This is a genomic window from Flavobacterium sp. UBA4854 (assembly GCF_002399805.1).
Taxonomy (GTDB): domain Bacteria; phylum Bacteroidota; class Bacteroidia; order Flavobacteriales; family Flavobacteriaceae; genus Flavobacterium; species Flavobacterium ginsengisoli.
Map to the genome: position 1 here is coordinate 4,492 of NZ_DHEI01000012.1, position 21,761 is coordinate 26,252.

Annotated in this window: 13 protein-coding genes and 1 pseudogene; 10 read left to right on the forward strand and 4 right to left on the reverse strand. The window is 34.6% G+C overall.

The window, feature by feature from the left end; translation table 11 throughout:
* The coding region (locus B3J44_RS01140; RefSeq protein ID WP_286965051.1) for an alanine racemase at positions 1-1,703 on the reverse strand (1,703 nt) is incomplete at its 3' end.
* Positions 1,704-1,904: 201 nt separating this feature from the next.
* Here B3J44_RS01140 and B3J44_RS01145 point away from each other — a divergent pair.
* Complete coding sequence (locus B3J44_RS01145; protein ID WP_278019788.1) at positions 1,905-2,510, forward strand: hypothetical protein; 606 nt, start codon at positions 1,905-1,907, stop codon at positions 2,508-2,510.
* On the opposite strand, the gene B3J44_RS01150 is transcribed toward B3J44_RS01145, so the two are convergent.
* Positions 2,505-3,209, reverse strand: a complete 705-nt coding sequence (locus B3J44_RS01150; protein ID WP_286965053.1) for a porin family protein — start codon at positions 3,207-3,209, stop codon at positions 2,505-2,507. The genes B3J44_RS01145 and B3J44_RS01150 overlap by 6 nt on opposite strands.
* Positions 3,210-3,950: 741 nt before the next feature.
* Here B3J44_RS01150 and B3J44_RS01155 point away from each other — a divergent pair.
* The 3 genes from B3J44_RS01155 to B3J44_RS01165 all read left to right on the forward strand — a co-directional run bounded on the left by B3J44_RS01155 (position 3,951) and on the right by B3J44_RS01165 (position 9,682).
* Positions 3,951-6,158: a TonB-dependent receptor gene (locus B3J44_RS01155; protein WP_286965054.1), complete on the forward strand. Its 2,208-nt coding sequence runs from the start codon at positions 3,951-3,953 to the stop codon at positions 6,156-6,158.
* 139 nt (positions 6,159-6,297) lie between these two features.
* Complete coding sequence (locus B3J44_RS01160) at positions 6,298-8,406, forward strand: prolyl oligopeptidase family serine peptidase (RefSeq protein ID WP_286965055.1); 2,109 nt, start codon at positions 6,298-6,300, stop codon at positions 8,404-8,406.
* 280 nt (positions 8,407-8,686) lie between these two features.
* The gene (locus tag B3J44_RS01165; protein ID WP_286965056.1) at positions 8,687-9,682 is read left to right on the forward strand and encodes a Gfo/Idh/MocA family protein; all 996 of its coding nucleotides are present in this window, start codon (positions 8,687-8,689) and stop codon (positions 9,680-9,682) included.
* 228 nt (positions 9,683-9,910) lie between these two features.
* On the opposite strand, the gene B3J44_RS01170 is transcribed toward B3J44_RS01165, so the two are convergent.
* Together B3J44_RS01170 and dnaE are read right to left on the reverse strand one after the other, a co-directional pair.
* Positions 9,911-10,849: an outer membrane beta-barrel protein gene (locus B3J44_RS01170; protein ID WP_286965058.1), complete on the reverse strand. Its 939-nt coding sequence runs from the start codon at positions 10,847-10,849 to the stop codon at positions 9,911-9,913.
* A gap of 177 nt (positions 10,850-11,026) precedes the next feature.
* Positions 11,027-15,565: a DNA polymerase III subunit alpha gene (gene dnaE / locus B3J44_RS01175; protein ID WP_286965059.1), complete on the reverse strand. Its 4,539-nt coding sequence runs from the start codon at positions 15,563-15,565 to the stop codon at positions 11,027-11,029.
* A gap of 334 nt (positions 15,566-15,899) precedes the next feature.
* Here dnaE and B3J44_RS01180 point away from each other — a divergent pair, with 334 nt between their 5' ends.
* From B3J44_RS01180 to B3J44_RS01205, 6 genes and pseudogenes are all read left to right on the forward strand, one after another.
* On the forward strand, positions 15,900-16,703 hold the full coding sequence (locus B3J44_RS01180; RefSeq protein ID WP_286965060.1) for an SDR family oxidoreductase: 804 nt from the start codon (positions 15,900-15,902) through the stop codon (positions 16,701-16,703).
* A 74-nt stretch (positions 16,704-16,777) separates the two neighbouring features.
* Positions 16,778-17,698, forward strand: a complete 921-nt coding sequence (locus B3J44_RS01185; protein WP_286965062.1) for a helix-turn-helix domain-containing protein — start codon at positions 16,778-16,780, stop codon at positions 17,696-17,698.
* Positions 17,699-18,216: 518 nt separating this feature from the next.
* Entirely contained in the window at positions 18,217-19,611 is a 1,395-nt protein-coding gene (gene leuC / locus B3J44_RS01190) for a 3-isopropylmalate dehydratase large subunit (protein WP_286965064.1), read from the forward strand.
* Between the two features lie 101 nt (positions 19,612-19,712).
* On the forward strand, positions 19,713-20,309 hold the full coding sequence (gene leuD, locus B3J44_RS01195) for a 3-isopropylmalate dehydratase small subunit (protein WP_198854818.1): 597 nt from the start codon (positions 19,713-19,715) through the stop codon (positions 20,307-20,309).
* A gap of 85 nt (positions 20,310-20,394) precedes the next feature.
* Positions 20,395-20,919: an O-methyltransferase gene (locus B3J44_RS01200; protein WP_286965067.1), complete on the forward strand. Its 525-nt coding sequence runs from the start codon at positions 20,395-20,397 to the stop codon at positions 20,917-20,919.
* A 90-nt stretch (positions 20,920-21,009) separates the two neighbouring features.
* Positions 21,010-21,761, forward strand: a pseudogene (locus tag B3J44_RS01205) (2-isopropylmalate synthase); the annotation flags it as partial.

Below are 21,761 nucleotides of genomic sequence, written 5' to 3' on the forward strand. Positions count from 1 at the left end.
AAAAAGGCATTTAATCCTTTCAAGCTATAAATTTCAGGTTCTAGCTGATATTGAATGATCGAAGGGAAACTTGTCGATTCGGGATTTAAAACCATAATTGGGAGTTTTATTCCGCCATTTTTCAATGCGATTCCTTCATCGGCGAAAGCCACACCCAAATAATCAACTTTATGATGTTCTAGCAATTTCGCAATTTCTAAGCCGCCATTTCCATAACCAAATGCTTTAACCATCACCATCATTTTGACATTTGGCGCCAGTTTTGACTTATAGTAATTAAAGTTATGGCTTATAGCATCGAGATTAATCTCTAGAATAGTCTCATGTGTTTTTTCTTCTAGAAGCGATACAATTTCTTCAAACTGAAAAGATCTTGCTCCTTTTATTAAAATGGTTTCGTTATTGAAATTCAGATTGTCAATTTCGGCAATAAAATCAGCTGTATTATCAAACATTGTGCTATTTGGAAACTGATCTGCAAAGGAAGAAATTGTTGTTCCAATGCCAATTATGCGATTTATTTTATTGTCTAAAATTAACTGAGCAACTTTAGAATATAATTCTTCGTTTGTGAATCCGCTTTGGAAAATATCTGATAAAATAACCGTTTTAGAAGCACCTTTTTTCTTCTGGCTTTCTAAGAAATCTAAAGCAATTTTAAGCGATTGAAAATCGGAACTATAACTATCATCAATGATACTGCAATTGTTGATTCCGTTTTTAACTTCCAAACGCATTCGAACAGGATAAAGCATCTCGATTCTGTTCTGAATTGTTTCTTGATCGTAATTAAAGTTTAACAAAACCAATAAACAAGAAATCGCATTTTCTACAGAAGCCGAATCGTTAAACGGAATTTCTAAATTGAAAGTCTCATTTTTGTATTGATATTGTATAAAAGTATGATCGTTTCTGTGTTCTCTTTTTTCAATAAAAACATCTGCATTTTGATCAGTAAAACTCCAAGAAAACAATTTTCTCGGATGAAGCATATATTCGGCAACAAATTGAGATAAGCAAGAATCTACCACTTCATTTTTTTGATAAATAATGACTGGACAATCTTTAAACAAAAGTAGTTTTTCATCTATTTTCTGCACTAAATTTTCGAAACCTTCATCGTGCGCAGAACCAATGCTTGTTAAAACTCCAATATTTGGTTTAATGATTTTCTCCAGTTTAACCATTTCATTAACCGTTGAAATTCCTGCTTCGAAAATTCCTAAATTATGTTTTTCATTAATCGCAATTACCGAAAGCGGAACTCCGACTTGAGAGTTGTAACTTTTAGGACTCCTGATAATATTATAATCAGGACTCAATAAGAAATTAAGCCATTCTTTTACGATCGTTTTACCGTTGCTTCCTGTTAAGCCGATAACTGGAAAATGAAAAAGATTTCTATAATAAGCTGCAAATTCCTGAAGAGCCCAAAGCGTATTTTCGACAACCAAAAAATTAGCTTTGCCCGCATAACCTTCTGGGATATATTGAACAACAAAATTCTGAACTTTGTTTTCTATTAAATCTGGAATAAATAAATGAGCATCATTGTTTATACCGGCCAAAGCAAAAAATAATGTTTGCGATCCGTTTTGAAGCGAACGGCTGTCAATGGAGATATGATCGATTAAAACATCAGCATCTGAGCCAATCCATTTGGCGTTGAGAACTGAAACCAGGCTTTTTAAATTTATGCTCATTTGGTAATTTCTTTTTTTCAAATTTAAAAAAAGGTTTGCCACTAATTTCCCAAATTTTCACTAATTATTCTATTTGTTGAATTCTTAAAATTAGAGCTGCAGATTTAAGGTTTTTATAAATGAATTCGTGAAAATTAGTGTAATTCGTGGCAGAAAACTTTTATTGAGTATATTTGTTTTTAGACCACAAATTTGCAGATTTTGAAAAAATTACTCCCACTCTTTTCTTATATATTACATCCGATTTTTATATCGATGTACGCCACTTTGTTTTATTTATTTTATAAAGACGACGTATTTAGTACAAATGAAAAATACTTTGTTCTAATTCAAATTTTAGTGATTAACATAATTGTTCCTGTTTTATTTTACTTACTGTTAAAATCAACTGGACATGTAAAATCAATTATGCTGAGCCAAACTTCAGAACGAGCAATTCCGCTTATTTTGCAGTGTTTTTTATATATTTTATTAGTTAAAAGAAGTATTGTAATTACACGTTATCCTGAACTTCATTTCTTTTTTCTTGGAGCCTTATTTAGCAGTATTTTGGCATTGGTTTGTGTTCTTTTCAAAACAAAAGCAAGTCTTCATATGGTTGCCATTTCAGGTTTAACGATCTTCGTTATCGGATTAAACATTCATCTTCAACTGCATAATCCGTATTGGTCTGCTTTACTTATTTTATTGTCGGGAATTGTAGCTTCATCTCGTTTAGAAATGAATGCGCATACATCTAGAGAAATACTAATTGGATTGTTTATTGGAATAATGCCGCAACTTTTATTTTTATATCTGTGGTTATAAAATATAAAAGATCAATCCTGCATTTAGTGTTTTCATATTGATTTTTTCGCCAGACAAAGTAGTTGCCGAATTAAACAATGGACTTAAGCCATAATATATATAGACATTCCAAGTGTTATATCCTGCCGAGAGATATGGCCCATATTGAAATTTATTAATAGCACCATTATTGTTGATTCTATACGTTTTTTCTCCATCGTCAAGAATAGATGAACTTGAAAAAATATAACTCAATTTTACTCCTCCATAAATACGCCAAAATTTAGTGCTTTCGTAAGTCGAATTACGCCATCTAAATTCTATTGGAAGATCTACAGAATATTGTCTATAACGATTAGAAGCATATTCGCTAGAACTATTTACTCCGTATATAATTGCTCCCGAAGCGTCTTCAGAAATCGTTAAATTTTGATAATAATTCTGATAGCTTAAACCTAATCCTGCTGCAATTGCAACTGTTCGAGATTTATTTACAGGCATATCGCGCAAGAAACCTCCCGAAAGTCCTAGAGAAAATTTATTTTGTTTGAAATTGATCGGAATATCAGTAAACATATTATACGTAACCGAAAAGTAAAACTGATCTTCTCGATACAGAGAATCTATTTTTATAACTGGTTTTATCTCAGGCTTAACGTCTGCTTGCGCAAAAGAGTTAAAAAAAGTGAGTAGAAATAAACAGCTAAAAATAATTCGCATATCGTGGTTTTGGTTTTTAAGAGATGATTACAAATAAACGTTTTTGGACGTGTATTTATTTCACATACAAATATAATATATTGCTTTCTGTAGTAAAGATAAGAAGTAAAAATATTCTCATTTTGACTGCGAATAAAATTAATTGCTGCATTTTTTTCAATAATTCAATTCGTTGAAACAAAAAATTCATCAATTTTCTTTTTATCTTTTATACCTTTGCAAAGCATGAAAAGAAAGCAGCTCATATTAAGTTTATCTTTTGCTGTAGCAATATTGTTCTCGATATTGTTTCAGTCGATACACAGTTATGAGCATATCGTAAAACAGCTTTCAGAAAAACAATGCCATCATGATTACAATGATCCAAATGGTGAAATAACGCATCAGCATCATGATTATGACGTTTGTTTTGTTTGTCATTTTGCTTTTGAATCCTTTGTTCTGCCACAAAATTTCTCTTTTGAATTTCATTCATTCCACAGAGAAACACCTTATTTCTTCCCATTTTCAGAGAAGATTTTTTCAATTTCAACCACCTCGTATTTCTTACGTGGCCCTCCTACCAATATAGTTTCTTAAGTTTCGATTATTCGAAAAACTTCACATTTCTTTTAATTTAAATTCAAAATAACATTGAGTTTTCTAATCCTATTTTTATCAATCAGGATCAGAATGCTTTATTGTTGGTTTTTGGTTTTTCATTCGAAGAAAAAACTCAATTAACTATAGCATCATTTTCAAATGAAAAAATTTATAATTGCCCTTATTTTAGGGTTTTCGGGCATTCTTACTGCTCAAAACTCGGTTTCTGGAACGGTAACCGACAATCAAAACAATCCATTGCCTGGAGTTTCTGTTTATGCTCCAGAATTACATAAAGGAACTACGACAGACGCAAATGGAAAGTACGAATTGAATAATCTTCCTAACGGAAGCTTACGTATTGCTTTTACTTATGTTGGATACGCCAATCAAAACAAAACAATTGCTAAATTACTGAAACAAAATACCCTAGATATTGTTCTTGAAGAGTCTATTTTAGAAATGGACGAAGTGGTAGTTTCAACGCCTTTCAATAAATTACAATCTCAAAACGTAATGAAAATTGAGCATGAAAGCATTAAAACTCTACAGCAAAAAGGAACTTCGACTTTAATTGAAGGTTTGGCGACAATTCCTGGAGTTTCTCAGATTTCTACAGGAACTTCTATCGGAAAACCCGTAATTCGTGGACTTAGCGGTAATCGCGTTTTGGTTTATTCGCAAGGTGTCCGTATCGAAAACCAACAGTTTGGAGACGAACATGGTTTAGGTTTAAACGATGCCGGAATTGAAAGCGTTGAAGTCATTAAAGGTCCAGCTTCATTATTGTATGGTTCTGATGCATTAGGAGGTGTTTTATATTTCAATCCTGAAAAATTTGCTGATGCAGGTACTTTCAAAGCCAATTTCAGTCAAAAATATTTTACAAATACAGAAGGAAGCAATTCATCAATTGGACTAAAAACTTCTACTGATAATTGGAAATTCTTAGCAAGAGGAAGTTACAACACACATTCTGACTACAAGATTTCAGGCGGCGACCGCGTAACAAATTCTCGCTATAATGAAACTGATTTTAAAACTGGAATTGGTTACAGCAACTCTACTTTTTCTAGTGTTGTACGATACAATTATAACAAATTGGATATTGGAATTCCAGAAGATGGAATTGCTGAACAATCCTCAAGCAAAGACACTCAATTTCCAAGACAAGGAATTTTTAATCATTTATTGAGTTTGAATAATGTTATCTTTTTTGAAAATTCAAAATTAGATGTTGATTTAGGATATATTGCTAATGACAGAAGCGAGTTTGAAGACAGCAACGAGGCTTCTTTACACATGAAATTGAATACTTTTAATTATAATGCAAAATACCATTTTCCTAAATTCGGAAAAATCGAAACTATTTTTGGTGTTCAAGGAATGCATCAGACAAACAAAAATTCTGGCGAAGAATACTTGATTCCAGATGCTACAACAAACGATTTTGGTGTTTTTGGAACCGCCAACTACGAATGGGACAACAGCGTTATTCAAGCCGGATTGCGTTTTGACAACCGAAATATTACTTCAATAGCTCACGGTACCGAAGGTGAAGAAGGTTATTTTCAGGCTTTAGATCGTTCTTTTGATAGTTTTAATGCTTCTTTAGGTTACAAAACTAAACTAGCAGAGCCGTTAACGTTTCGCTTAAATGTGGCGACTGGTTTTAGAGCGCCAAACTTAGCTGAGTTAACTTCAAACGGCGTTCACGAAGGAACGAATCGTTATGAAATTGGAAATGCTGATTTAAAAACAGAACAAAACGTGCAAACCGATTTGAATTTAGAGTATAAAAACACGCATTTTGAATTTTTCGTAAACGGGTTCTACAATCACGTAAACAATTATATCTACACTTCGCCAACTGGAGAAATTAGAGACGATAATGATGTTTTTGCTTATGTACAAGACAATGCACAATTGTATGGGGGAGAAGTTGGCCTTCACTTTCACCCGCATCCATTAGATTGGTTGCATTTTGAAACTAGTTTTGAAACTGTTACAGGTAAAAAAGAAAACAAAGATTATCTGCCTTTGATTCCTGCAAACAATTGGAATAATACATTAAGAACTGAATTTAATATTAAAAACTGGTTAAACGAAGGTTTTGCTTCTCTGAATGTTTCTTCTACTTTTAGCCAAGATAATGTAAGTGGTTTCGAAACTGCTTCTAAAGGTTATACTTTGGTAAACTTAGGTTTTGGAGGAACAGTTAAACTAGGAAAAACTGCTTTTGACATCAACCTAAACGGAAACAATTTATTTGATAAAAAATACATTGCTCACCTTTCTAGATTAAAAACAGACGGTATTCCGAATATTGGAAGAAATATCGTTTTGGGGGTTAACTTTAATCTGTAACAATTTCAAACCATATAAGTCATATAAGTAAAATTAAGCAAACCGTTTAAATGAACTTACATCACTTATATGGTTTAATTTTTCATTTCAATTTTCACAACAAAAAGTGCTATTTTTGTTACAACAGATAAAACTAACTATGAAAAAAACATTTTTATTAATGGCAATTACAACCGCAGGAATTTCGTTTGGACAAGGCAAATTGCAATATCCGCAAACTAAAAAAGGAGAAACTGTTGATGTTTATTTTGATACCAAAGTAAGCGATCCGTACCGCTGGTTAGAAGATGATAAATCTGCTGAAACAGGTGCTTGGGTAAAAGCCGAAAACGAAGTTACTTATGGTTATTTAGATAAAATTCCATTTCGTGACGAACTTAAAAAACGAATGGAAACGCTTTGGAATTACGAAAAAATCGGAGCTCCATCTAAAGAAGGAAAATTTACTTATTATTCTAAAAATAACGGACTCCAAAATCAATCTGTTGTTTACAGAAAAGATGAAAATGGCAAAGAAGAAGTTTTCTTAGATCCAAATACTTTTTCTAAAGACGGAACAACTTCTCTTGGTGGACTTGATTTTTCTAAAGACGGAAGCAAAGCTGCTTATGCAATTTCTGAAGGCGGAAGCGACTGGAGAAAAGTAATCATTATAGATGCACTTTCTAAGAAAGTTTTAGAAGATACTTTGGTCGACATAAAATTTAGTGGCGTTTCTTGGCATGGAAATGAAGGTTTTTACTACTCTAGTTATGACAAGCCGAAAGGAAGTGAATTATCTGCTAAAACAGATCAGCATAAATTATATTTCCACAAATTGGGAACTTCTCAAAAAGACGATAAAGTAATTTTTGGAGCTGATCAGAAAAGAAGATATGTAGGCGGATATGTTACCGAAGACAATCGTTATTTGGTAATTACAGCTGCTAACTCTACTTACGGAAATGAGTTGTACATTAAAGATCTAACTAAAGCAAATAGTCCTATTGTTACAATCGTTGACAATTTTGACAGCGATAATAATGTTATCGAAAACGAAGGAAGCAAATTATTTATCGAAACGGACTTTAAGGCTCCTAATAAACGTATTGTAACCGTTGATGCAGCCAATCCGAAACCTGAGAATTGGAAAGATTTTATTAAAGAAACTAAAGATATTTTATCTCCTTCAACTGGCGGCGGTTATTTCTTTGCGAATTATACTAAAGATGCCGTTTCATTTGTACAACAATATGATTACAATGGAAAATTAGTTCGTGAAATTAAACTTCCTGCTGTTGGAACTGCTGGTGGATTTAGCGGTAAAAAAGCTGACAAAATTTTATACTACAGCTTTGCTAATTATACAACTCCAGGAAGCATCTATTCTTTGGAGCCAAAATCTGGTAAATCTGAAGTGTATCAAAAACCAAAAGTAGATTTCAAAAGCGAAGATTATGAGTCTAAACAAGTTTTCTATACTTCAAAAGATGGTACAAAAGTTCCTATGATTATTACGTATAAAAAAGGAACAAAATTAGATGGCAAAAACCCAACTATTCTTTACGGTTACGGCGGATTCAATATTTCTTTAACACCAAGTTTTAGCATTGCCAATGCAGTTTGGATGGAAAACGGCGGAGTTTACGCAGTTGCTAACCTTAGAGGTGGTGGCGAGTACGGAAAAAAATGGCATGATGCAGGAACAAAACTTCAAAAACAAAATGTATTTGATGATTTTATTGCTGCATCAGAATATTTAATTGCTCAAAAATATACCTCATCCGATTATTTAGCTATTCGCGGAGGATCTAACGGAGGTTTATTGGTTGGTGCAACGATGACACAGCGTCCAGATTTAATGAAAGTGGCTCTACCAGCTGTTGGAGTTATGGACATGCTTCGTTATAATGCTTTTACAGCAGGTGCAGGATGGGCTTTTGATTATGGAACTGCTCAAGACAGCAAAGAAATGTTTGAATATTTAAAAGGATATTCTCCGGTTCATAATGTAAAACAAGGAACTCATTATCCTGCAACAATGGTAACTACTGGAGATCATGATGACCGTGTAGTTCCTGCACACAGTTTCAAATTTGCTTCTGAATTACAGGAAAAACAAACAGGGGAAAACCCAGTTTTAATTAGAATTGATGTTAAAGCAGGTCATGGAGCAGGAAAATCTGTTGCCGCTACGATTCAAGAGAACGTAGACATTCAAGCTTTTACACTTTACAATATGGGTTTTAAAGCTTTGCCTAAAAAGTAAAACTTTAAGCTGAATTTTTTATTAGCCACGAATTCACGATTTATTTGTGAGTTCGTGGCTTTATTTTTTTTTGCCACGAATTTCACGAATTAGCGCGAATTTAATTAATGGGAATTTGTAGAGTGCTTTTTTGTCACAGATTAAAAGGATTAAAATGATTTTTATAATCTGTGAAAATCTTTTTAATCTGTGGCAAATATTATAACCACAAAGAATTAGTGGAAATTCGTGCAATTGGTGGCAAACCTTTTTTAAATTTGAGAAACTTAAAACTTACACAATGGAAATTATAAAATGGGGAATTATTGGCTGCGGGAATGTGACTGAAGTAAAAAGCGGACCTGCATTTCAGAAAGCTCCAAACTCTGCTTTGGTTGCTGTTATGCGAAGAGATGCGGCACTTGCCGAAGATTACGCAAAACGCCACAATGTTCCAAAATGGTATTCAAATGCTGAAGATTTAATTAATGATCCCGAGGTCGATGCTGTTTATATCGCTACTCCTCCATCTTCTCATAAAGAATACACCATTTTATGTGCTAAAGCTGGAAAGCCGGTTTATGTAGAAAAACCAATGGCATTGACGTTTGAAGAATGCAACGAAATGATCAACGCCTGCAAAGAACATAATATTCCTTTGTTTGTTGCTTATTACAGAAGGGCTTTGCCTCGTTTTTTAAAAATAAAGGAAATTATTGATCAAGGAAAATTAGGAAACATTAGACACGTAAATTGCGTTTTGTACCACCCTTTTGAGCAACGTTATGATGATGAAATCAATCTTCCTTGGACTGTTTTACCACATATCTCTGGAGGCGGAATTTTTGTTGATTTGGCTTGCCATACTTTAGATTTCCTTGATTTTGTTTTAGGTCCGATAAAATCAGTTCGCGGACATGCGACTTCTCAATTAATGGCTTATCCTGCAGAAGATGCTGTTTCAATGTCATTTTTATTTGAAAACGGAATTCATGGTTCTGGAATATGGAATTTTGCAAGCTTTGAACGTTATGATAACACTGAAATTGTAGGAGATAAAGGCAAAATCTCGTTTTCTACTTTTGGAAATGATCCTGTTCATATTCAATATGCAAATGGAGAAAAAGAAAGTATTACGATAGAAAATCCTCTTCATATTCAACAGCCATTTATTGAAACTGTTCTTGCTGAATTATTAGGCAAAGAAAACGCTTCTCCATCTAAAGGAACTTCTGGCGCAAGAACCACTTGGGTTATTGATCAGGTTTTGAAAGAATTTAGAGAAGCTTTAAAATAGTACATTGCTGAATTGCCTCCCGCTTTAGCTGAAGGAATAATTTCTAAAAAAATCATATAGGCTTTAGCCAAACTAATAGTTGGGCTAAAGCCTTTTTTATTCTCATCAATCTCAATAACCTTGAGCTAAAGCTAGAGGCAACTCATAAAAGAATCTAAAGACAAAAAAAGAGGATATTCTTTCGAATATCCTCTTTTTTTAAACTATAAACTATAAAAAAATGGGAAATTATAGGCTGTATTTGATACCTAATGTTAATCCTAAGCCAGAAATTCCAACATAAGAGCTTAACTCATCCATTGCTTTTGTTGAATCAACTCCGTTTGGATTAGTTGCAGCATTATTTGAATTAACATTCAAACTATCTCTATAATTTGTGTGAATTTGCGCTGTAGTTCTACTAGCTAAAGCATCATTTCCGTTAACTGTAAAATCAGTGGTTTCTTTTGTTTTTCCGTGAACTGTAAAATTACGGTATTCTAATTCTGCAAAAGCAGAAAGGTGTGAAGTCAACTTATAAGTTGTACCTAAAGCAGCAGTGAATCCAATTGTTGGGTTTGGTTTTACTTTATCAACACTGTGAACATTTCCAAAAACTGGAGCACCAGTACCTGGATTAACTCCAACTGGAGCAACAGCATCTGTTTTAATTTCTAAATCTCCATGAATTGGAACTAAAACTCCAACTTTTGTATAAGGTTCAAATCCGTTAGATTCTCCTAAAAACATTACAATTGCAGGCGCAATATCAAAAGCTGTAATTTGACCAACTGATTTAAAATTATAAATACCTGTTGTTGCAGATGTTGGAATATAAGGCTGATCAGAAGTTGTTTGAGCCATTGTTTTGTCGTGGCTAGTGTAATAGTTAACCCCAAGCTCTACTCCTATACGAGTTGAAAAACGGTATCCCGCAGTTATTCCAGTTCTGAAACCTTGCCCAAAAGAACCTGTAATACTTTTTTCAGAAACTAATTTTCCTCCTACATAAGTTCTATCCAATGCAGCATTTCCTCCCACAGTTGGAAACTCAGTTGAAGCAGTTTGATTGAAATATGATCCTCCTAATTTGAAGTACCATGTTTCTGGTTTGTCTGCTTTTTCTGTCTGCGCCATTGTTGCCATTGAGCAAACTAATAATCCTAATAAAAATAGGTTCTTTTTCATAATTTTGATTTATTGATTTATACAAACTTAGAATATTTTAACACATTCTTACAATTTGTAAAGTTAAACTCGGAACGAAAACGTTGTAATTTTGGACAATATTACTAAAAAACTATTATGCATGCATATTTTTAACATAAAAAATTAACATGTGTTTAAAATTTAACTGTTAAATTTTTAGTTCAATTTAAAATTAATCTGCATTTTCTCCAATTCCTGCAATAATTCAGTGGAAATTTTAACTTTCAAACGACGACTTGGCATACTCAATTTGGTCACTACTTTTATCTCTTCGACCTCATTTACTTCTTGGATTTTTGTATCCTCCATTGCGGTATCTTCACCCTCATTATCAGCTTCAAAAACACCATCTTCGGAGTCTTCAAAATCTGTTGGAGTTTCTACCTCAACCAATTTTTTTATTTTTTCCAATTCCATGATTTCAAAAGTCACAGAATTATCTCCTTTATTTTCATTGAACAAATGACTCAGTTTATGAATAAACTCAGGATGAAGATCTTTAATATTCAGCAATACAATTAGCTTTTTAGCGAAAGCCTCCAAGATATCCTGCAATTGTCGAATCTCAACAAATTGCATTCTAGGATCTGTTTTTTTACCTGTATCATGATTTACCCAACCGTCTTTGATCATTATCTTCAAAAAGGCAAAATTGTTTTGAATTAAGAAATGGCGGAACTTCAAATATTCTTCACCAAAAATCTTAAACTCATAACTTTCATCGTAACCTTCTAAGTTGAATGCTGCCCAACCTTTTCCGTTTTTGGCAACACGATGCTGTACGTTATTGATAATTCCTGCAAAGTGTAAATTCTTTCCAACAAACTCATTCATGCTTTTCAACGATTCCAATCGGTTATTGCAGAAGTATTTCATCTCAAATCTGAAATCATCAAGCGGATGTCCAGAAATATAAATTCCGACAACCTCTTTTTCTTTTGCCAGTTTTTCCATTGTACTCCAGTCTTCACATGGCGGCACTACTGGTTCAGCAATTTGCACTTCACTGGCTTCTCCAAACAAACTTACCTGAGATGAGTTTTCATTTTCTTGAAATTTTGATCCGTAGCGCATTGCCTTTTCGTAGAAAGTAATTCCGTCACCATCGTCGTGGAAATATTGGGCTCTGGTTGTTCCTTCAAAAGAATCAAAACCTCCAGCCAATGCTAAATTTTCAATCGCTTTTTTGTTAGCTGCACGCAAGTCAATTCGTTTTGCCAAATCAAAAATCGATTTATATCTTCCGTCTTTTCTGTTTTCAACAATGGTTTCTACTGCTCCAGAACCAACACCTTTAATCGCTCCCATTCCGAAACGAACGGCGTAATCATCATTTACAGTAAATTTATAGTAGGACTCGTTTACGTCTGGCCCAAGAACTTGTAATCCCATACGTTTACATTCTTCCATGAAGAACGAAACTTGTTTGATATCGTTCATGTTATTCGAAAGTACCGCTGCCATATATTCCGCAGGATAATGCGCTTTCAAATAAGCCGTTTGGTATGCAATCCAAGCATAACAAGTCGAGTGCGATTTGTTGAAGGCGTAACTCGCAAAAGCTTCCCAGTCTTTCCAGATTTTCTCCAGAACTTTGGCGTCGTGACCTTTTGCTGCCGCTTGTTCAACAAATTTCGGCTTCATTTTATCTAGTACATCTTTTTGTTTCTTACCCATCGCTTTACGCAAAACGTCGGCCTCACCCTTTGTAAATCCTGCCAAAGACTGAGACAAAAGCATTACTTGCTCTTGGTAAACCGTAATTCCATAGGTTTCAGATAAATATTCGGCACAGGCATCTAAATCGTATTTGATTTCCTCGTCGCCGTTTTTTCTTCGAACGAAAGAAGGAATATACTCCAAAGGCCCTGGACGATACAATGCATTCATGGCAATTAAATCTCCAAAAACCGTTGGCTTAAGATCTTTCATGTATTTCTGCATCCCAGGCGACTCGTATTGGAAGATTCCAACGGTTTCACCTCTTTGGAATAGCGCATACGTTTCTTCGTCATCAATTGGGAAAGTATCAGGATCGAGTTCGATTCCTGTTCTGTATTTTACCAATTTTACGGTATCTTTTATCAGCGTTAGGGTCTTCAGACCCAAGAAGTCCATTTTCAGCAATCCGGCACTTTCTGCAACCGAGTTATCAAACTGTGTTACATATAAATCTGAATCTTTTGCTGTTGTTACAGGAACGTAATTCGTAATATCCGACGGCGTAATAATAACCCCGCAGGCGTGAATTCCAGTGTTACGCATCGATCCTTCAAGGATTTTTGCCTGCTGAATGGTTTCCCCCGCCAAGTCATCTTCATTGGCAATCGCAATTAATTCTTTTACATTATCAAATTCGTCCGAACGAAGGGCTTTTTTGACTTCTTCTTCACTCTCCGAAATAAAACGCGCCAAATTCCATTTGGACGGCATCATTCCTGGAATCAATTTTGCAATTCTATCGGCCTCAAATAATGGTAAATCCAGTACACGAGCCGTATCACGAATCGCCGATTTGGTCGCCATTTTACCATAAGTGATAATCTGTGCAACCTGTTTTTGACCGTATTTATTGATTACGTATTCCATTACACGTCCACGACCTTCGTCATCAAAGTCGATATCAATATCGGGCATCGATACACGGTCAGGATTTAGGAAACGCTCAAAAAGTAAGTCATATTTAATTGGGTCAATGTTGGTAATTCCGAGGCAATACGCAACGGCGGAACCCGCTGCAGAACCACGGCCTGGCCCTACCGATACATCCATTTTTCTTGCTTCGGCAATGAAATCCTGTACAATTAAGAAATAACCCGGATATCCTGAGTTTGAAATCGTCATTAACTCAAAATCCAAACGTTCCTGAATCGATTCGGTTATTTCGCCATATCTTCTTTTTGCACCTTCCATTGTAAGATGGCGCAAGTATTTATTTTCTCCACGAACACCACCGTCTTCTTCATCTTCGGGAACCATAAATTCGTCGGGGATTTCGAATTTCGGAAGTAATACATCTCGATACAATGAATATCCTTCAACCTTATCAATAATTTCCTGAATATTGATAATCGCTTCTGGCAAATCAGCAAAAAGCTTTTTCATCTCGTCTTGCGACTTGAAGTAGTATTCCTGATTTGGAAGTCCGTAGCGGTAACCACGACCACGTCCAATAGGTGTTGCTTGTTTTTCACCGTCTTTTACACACAATAAAATGTCGTGTGCATTGGCATCTTCTTTATTTAAATAATAGGTATTGTTAGTCGCAATTAATTTGACATTGTGTTTTTGAGAGAACTCAATCAAGGTTTTGTTGACACGATTTTCATCTTCCTGATTGTGACGCATTACTTCTAAGTAGAAATCTTCGCCGAATTGTTCTTTCCACCAAATCAAAGCTTCTTCGGCTTGGTTTTCACCAATATTCAAGATTTTACTCGGAATTTCTCCGTATAAATTCCCAGACAAAACCATAATATCGCCTTTGTATTGCTCAACAATTTTTCTGTCAATTCTCGGAACATAATAAAATCCATCAGTATACGCAATCGAAGCCATTTTGGCCAAGTTGTGATATCCAGCTTTGTTTTTAGCCATCAAAACAACTTGATAACCATTGTCTTTTTTGCTTTTATCTAAATGGTTCTCACAGATATTAAACTCACAGCCTACAATTGGTTTTACTTCGGTTTCTGTTGGTTCTTCTCCAGCTTCAACTAAAGCTTTATTTTTTCCAGATGCCGCTTTGTTGTGGTTCATTACAGCACTCACAAAATGGAAAGCCCCCATCATGTTTCCAGTATCGGTCATCGCCACGGCTGGCATTCCGTTTTTAGCGGAAGCTGCCACAATATTTCCAACTCCAATAGTCGACTGCAAAACCGAAAACTGTGTATGATTATGCAAATGCGCAAATTTTGCAGCTTTGAAATCAGCTTTATCTTCTTCTGAAACAACAGTTTGCTGACCTTCTCCAGCAAGAGCTTTAAGCTGTTCTCTAATTTTATCAGAAGCAGCTTTTAAGTTGATGTGTTTTAAACCAATTAACTTAAATGGCTCAAAATTTCTTTCCTGAAATTCCCTGAAATACTCTTTAGGAACGTCTAATTCTTCTTTTGTAAAAACCTCTCTTCTAACCAATTCCAAAAAACAACGCGTAGTTGCCTCAACATCGGCAGTTGCGTTGTGCGCTTCCGCGAAAGGCTGATCAAAAAGATAACTGTGTAATTCGGTCAAAGTTGGAAGTTTGAATTTTCCTCCACGACCTCCGGGAAGCTGTAATAATGAAGCTGTAACTTCGGTACAAGTATCCAAAACCGGCATTGAAGCCATTTGAGACTCCACTCCCATTCTATGGAATTCAGCTCCCATAATATTAACGTCGAAACCTAAATTCTGTCCAACGATAAATTTGGTTTTGCTTAAAGCAATATTGAATTTCTCTAAAACTTCGGCCAAAGTGATTCCATCGGCTTCAGCCAATTCAGTAGAAATTCCGTGAATACGCTCGGCATCATACGGAATATTAAATCCTTCTGGTTTTACCAAATAATCCTGATGCTCGATAAGCTGTCCCATTTCGTCATGAAGCTGCCACGCAATCTGTATACAGCGAGGCCAGTTATCAGAATCGGTTATTGGGGCATCCCAGCGTTTTGGTAATCCGGTTGTTTCGGTATCGAATATTAAATACATAGAGTTGTAAAAGTCAAATTTTGATGTCCAAAATTCCAAATCTCACATGTTGCAAAGCATTGACAACATGAAACATAACAAAATGTGAAATGAAAAATCGGAAGAATTCAAATTTACGCTTTTTTTAGAGAAATAAAGAAGCTAAAGTTGTTAACAAAAGCATTTTTAACATGATTATGAAAGAGCGACAAAAACCTTAAAAAATCATTTATTTTCTCTTAAAAACTTCAATTATTCATTTTGGATACTCATTAAACCAAAATGAACACTTTTAGGCTTTACTGTATCCTGAACTTTGCTTCATCAAATTATAACAATTAAAAAAATAATAATCATGAAAACAATTTTTATCACAGGCGCATCATCAGGTTTAGGAAAAGCAACAGCAAAATTATTCCACGAAAAAGGATGGAATGTAATTGCAACTATGAGAACTCCTGAAAAAGAAACTGAACTTTCTCAATTAAAAAACGTAACGCTTTTACCATTAGATGTCACCAATTTTGATCAAATTCAAACTACAGTAAAAAAAGCATTGGAATTAAGTGACATTGACATCGTTTTTAATAATGCTGGTTATGGTTTAATTGGACCGTTGGAAAGTCTTTCTGATGATCAAATCACGAAACAATTAAATACTAATTTATTGGGAGTAATCAGAGTTACAAATGCATTCATTCCGTATTTCAGAGAAAGAAAAAACGGCTTATTCATTTCAACGACTTCTATCGGCGGATTAATCGCATTTCCTTTAGGATCAATATACCACGCTACAAAATGGGGATTAGAAGGCTGGAGCGAAAGTATGGCTTACGAATTAAATCCGTTTGGAGTACATATTAAAACGGTTTCACCAGGCGGAATTAAAACTGAGTTTTTACACGGCTCTCTTGATACGGCGACAAAATCTGAATACGAGGCGATGACCAACAGCATGTTTGCAAGTGTTGACACGATGTTTGAAATGGCATCCACTCCAGAACAAATTGCCGATGTGGTTTATGAAGCCGCAACCGACGGTAAAAATCAATTAAGATATGTTGCCGGAGAAGATGCAAAAGCACTTTACAAACAAAGATTAGAATTAGGAGCTGAAGCTTTCCGTACTGAGTTTGGAAAACAGTTTTTAGGAGTCTAATTCAACACTATTAATACCGTTTAGTTTTTAAAAACCTAAACGGTATTCCTCTTTTAATTTCATACTTTTATATCATGGAAAAGAAAAATTATAATCTGGCAAAAATCTCTTCTATATCTCAGTTTCACGACTTGCTTCGATTGCCAAAACCGCTTCATCCGATGATTAGTTTGGTAGACAATACGCAATTGGTCATAAATGAAGATCTGGACAACAATGCTTTCCTGCTGGACTTTTATAAAATATCGTATAAATTTTCTACTAATGGCAAAATGGGTTACGGTCAGGGTTATTATGATTTCACTGAAGGCGGACTCATGTTTGCTTCTCCTGGCCAATTAATTTTTACCGAAAACGAAGAAGGCGTTGAATATGGCGGTTACACGCTTTTGTTTCATCCTGATTTTATTCGAAATTATCCTTTAGGAAAAAGCATCAAAAAATATGGCTTCTTTTCTTATGATACCAATGAAGCGCTGCACCTTTCAGACAACGAAAAAACGATTATTATTGGATTATTACAAAGCATAGAAAACGAACTCAATACCGCAATTGATGAAATGAGTCAGGATGTAATCGTTTCTTATATTGATGTTCTGCTAAATTACAGCAATCGTTTTTACAAGCGACAATTCATTACCAGAAAAACCATCAGTCACGATTTATTATTAAAAGTTGAAGAAACTTTGGATAACTATATTAGTAATGCAGAAACCTTAAAAAGAGGATTGCCTACAGTAGAATTTCTTGCTTCGCAGATTAATGTTTCAAGCCACTATTTAAGCGACATGCTTCGTAATTTGACTGGGTTAAACGCACAACAGCACATTCATTCGAAATTAATTGAAAAATCAAAAGATTTTCTAATTACGACCAATCTTTCGGTAGCAGAAATTGCTTATCAGTTAGGTTTTGAATATCCGCAATCGTTTAGTAAATTATTCAAAAAGAAAACCAGTCTTACTCCATTAGAATTTAAAAATTCATTGAATTAATCTTTAAAAATACTGCTCTCAAAAAATCAATTTCTGCCTCAAAAAATCATAAAATTTTAAAAAAATACACTTCTTGGATGTCGTAGTATTTTGATGTTTTATTGAATCTAAATAACGTCCGAAAAACTCCTTTAAAAGCTGCAAAAAACCTAAAAAGCATGCTTTTTACAAAGATTTCAAAACTAACAATTATTACTATTTTTATCTAATTTGTTAGATTTTTTCAATTAAATCCTTATATTTTATAGTGATTTTAAGATAAATTTGCAAACTATTAAAACAAAAAACAAACAAGGAAAATTAAAGCCGAAAAAGAAAAAGTAAATCAGTTTCTTCATCATTTTTCTTTCAAAATTTAATGCCAAAAAGCAGTTTCGCAATTTGGAAATTAGTTTGGGTATCGTATATAATGAAATATTGAAATTGACGCTTTTTTATCTTTTTTTACTTTTGTTTTGCTATTATAATGAACAGGAAATTGCTGTGGTTATAGAAATTACAATTTAAAAAAATAAAAAATGAGTAAGACATTATTTGACAAAGTATGGGATTCACATGTTGTGCGTAAAATTGAAGATGGGCCAGATGTGTTTTTTATTGACCGCCATTTCATTCATGAAGTTACGAGTCCTGTTGCTTTTTTAGGATTAAAATCAAGAGGCGTTAACGTTTTATACCCACAACGTACTTTTGCAACTGCAGACCACAATACACCAACCATAAACCAACATTTACCAGTTCAAGATCCGCTTTCTGCTAATCAGCTTCAGGCTCTTGAAGACAATGCAAACGAATACGGAATTTCGCACTGGGGATTAGGTCACCAAAAAAATGGTATTGTACACGTAGTAGGTCCTGAAAACGGAATTACTTTGCCAGGTGCTACTATTGTATGTGGAGATTCGCATACGTCTACTCACGGTGCTTTTGGCGCTATCGCTTTTGGTATCGGAACATCTGAGGTTGAAATGGTGCTTTCTACGCAATGTATTATGCAGCCTAAACCAAAGAAAATGCGTATTAACGTAAACGGACAACTAAGTAAAGGAGTTGGACCAAAAGACGTTGCGCTTTATATTATTGCTCAATTAACTACTTCTGGAGGAACAGGATATTTTGTTGAATATGCTGGTGATGTTTTCGAAAACATGACTATGGAAGGCCGTATGACAGTTTGTAATTTAAGTATCGAAATGGGTGCTCGTGGAGGTATGATCGCTCCTGACCAAACTACTTTCGATTTCTTAGAAGGAAGACTTTACGCTCCAAAAGGAGAAGCTTGGACAAAAGCTGTTGAATACTGGAAAACTTTAAAAACTGATGCTGATGCTGTTTTTGATGCTGAATTAAACATCAAAGCAGAAGACATCGAACCAATGATTACTTATGGTACAAACCCTGGAATGGGAATTGGTATTACAAAACATATCCCGAATGCAAAAGAAGTTGAAGGTGGTGAGGAAACTTACAAAAAATCTTTAGCTTATATGGGCTTCAATGAAGATGACGTAATGATCGGAAAACAAATCGACTACGTTTTCTTAGGAAGTTGTACAAACGGACGTATTGAAGATTTTAGAGCTTTTGCTGAAATTGTAAAAGGAAGAAAAAAAGCAGATAATGTTACGGCTTGGTTAGTTCCGGGTTCTCACGTTGTTGAAGCTCAGATTAAAGAAGAAGGTATTTTAGATATTTTGACTGAAGCTGGTTTCGTATTACGTCAGCCGGGATGTTCTGCTTGTTTAGCTATGAACGATGATAAAGTTCCTGCTGGTAAATATGCAGTAAGTACTTCAAACAGAAACTTTGAAGGTCGTCAAGGTCCTGGTTCAAGAACGCTTTTAGCTTCTCCAATTATGGCGGCAGCGGCGGCAGTTACTGGAAAATTAACTGACCCTAGAGAGCTGTTCTAGTCAATGACAATTTCAAAAATTCAATAAAATTGCTTTTAGGTTTAATATAGATTCTCAATTTCAGAAAATCTAAAATCTAAAATCCAAAATCTAAAATTAAAATGGCATACGATAAATTTAATATACTTACAAGCAGCGGAGTTCCGTTGCCAATTGAGAACGTAGATACAGATCAAATCATTCCAGCTCGTTTCTTAAAAGCTACAAAACGTGAAGGTTTTGGAGACAACCTTTTTAGAGACTGGAGATATAATGGAGACGATACTCCAAAAGCAGATTTCGTTTTAAATAACCCGACTTACAGCGGAAAAATTCTTGTTGGAGGAAAAAACTTCGGTTCTGGATCTTCTAGAGAGCACGCTGCGTGGGCAGTTTACGATTACGGATTTAGAGCTGTAGTTTCTAGTTTCTTTGCTGATATCTTCAAAGGAAACTGTCTAAATATTGGTGTTTTGCCAGTACAAATCAGCCCAGAATTTTTGGAAAATATTTTCAAAGCAATCGAAGCTGATCCTAAAACAGAATTAGAAATCAATCTTCCTGACCAAACTATTACTTTATTGTCAACTGGCGAGCAAGAATCTTTTGCTATCAACGGATACAAAAAGAACAATATGATTAATGGTTTTGATGATATTGATTATTTACAAGATATGAAAGAAGATATTAAGGCTTTTGCTGATAAACTTCCTTACTAAAAAATCAGGTTCAGTCCTATGAGACCCGACAGGTTTTTGAAACCTGTCGGGTCTTTATAAGTTAAATAAAAATACTTCCAAAAAAATGAACGACAATAGCATTGTTTTACCAAAATTTTATTCGGAAATCAAAAGTGATTCTGAGAAAATTTCGTTTTCAATGCCGTCCGATTTACAAACGGGAAGTTTTCTTAGAACATTATCAGCAACAAAAAAAGACGGTCATTTTTTAGAGTTAGGAACTGGAACTGGCTTATCTCTTGCATGGTTGATTGAGGGAATGGGAGAAAACTCAAACTTGATTTCAATTGATAATGCAGCAGAATATCAAAATATTGCTAAAAAATATCTCCAAAAACCAAATGTTTCATTTGTCTGTGAAGATGCCGAAAAATGGATTTTAAATTATAAAGGTTTAAAGTTTGATTTGATTTTTGCTGATGCGTGGCCTGGGAAATATGCCGTTTTAGAAGAAACATTACAATTATTAAATCCTGGCGGAATTTATTTAATTGATGATATGTTACCACAACCCAACTGGCCAGAAAATCATGAGAAAAATGTCGAAATCCTTATTCAAAATCTTGAAGGAAGAAAGACATTCAATTGACAAAAATGTGCTGGTCAACAGGCCTAGTTCTAATAACAAAAAAATAAAATAGTAAGCATTTGGCTTATTGCAAAAGCTAACAATATAATAATGGAAAAAAGAAAAATTGAAATAATGGATACGACACTTCGTGATGGTGAACAAACCTCGGGAGTTTCATTTTCTGCTGCAGAAAAACTAACCATTGCGCAATTATTGTTGGAGGAATTAAATATTGATAGAATTGAAATTGCTTCTGCACGCGTAAGCGAAGGAGAATTTCAGGCCGTAAAAGGCATTACTTCATGGGCTGAAGAACGTGGTTACATTGACAGAATTGAAGTTCTGACGTTTGTTGACGGTGGTGTTTCAATTGACTGGATGAAAAAGGCCGGTGCCAAAGTACAGAATTTATTGACCAAAGGTTCAATGAATCACTTAACACATCAGTTAAAAAAAACTCCGGAACAACACTTTTCAGAAATCGCTCAAATCATTGCTTTAGCTAGAGAAAACAAGATTGAAACCAACGTTTATCTAGAAGATTGGAGCAACGGAATGCGAAATTCTCAAGATTATGTTTTTCAATTTCTGGATTTCTTAGCAACTCAGCCAATCAAAAGGGTTTTACTTCCTGACACTTTAGGCGTTTTAATTCCCTCTCTAACTTTTGAATTTATTTCAAAAATCAGAGCAAAATATCCAAACATTCATTTTGATTTCCATGCGCACAACGATTACGATTTAAGCGTTGCCAATGTTATGGAAGCTATAAAAGCAGGAATAAACGGACTTCACGTAACAGTAAACGGAATGGGAGAACGTGCCGGAAATGCACCTCTTGAAAGTACTGTTGCCGTAAT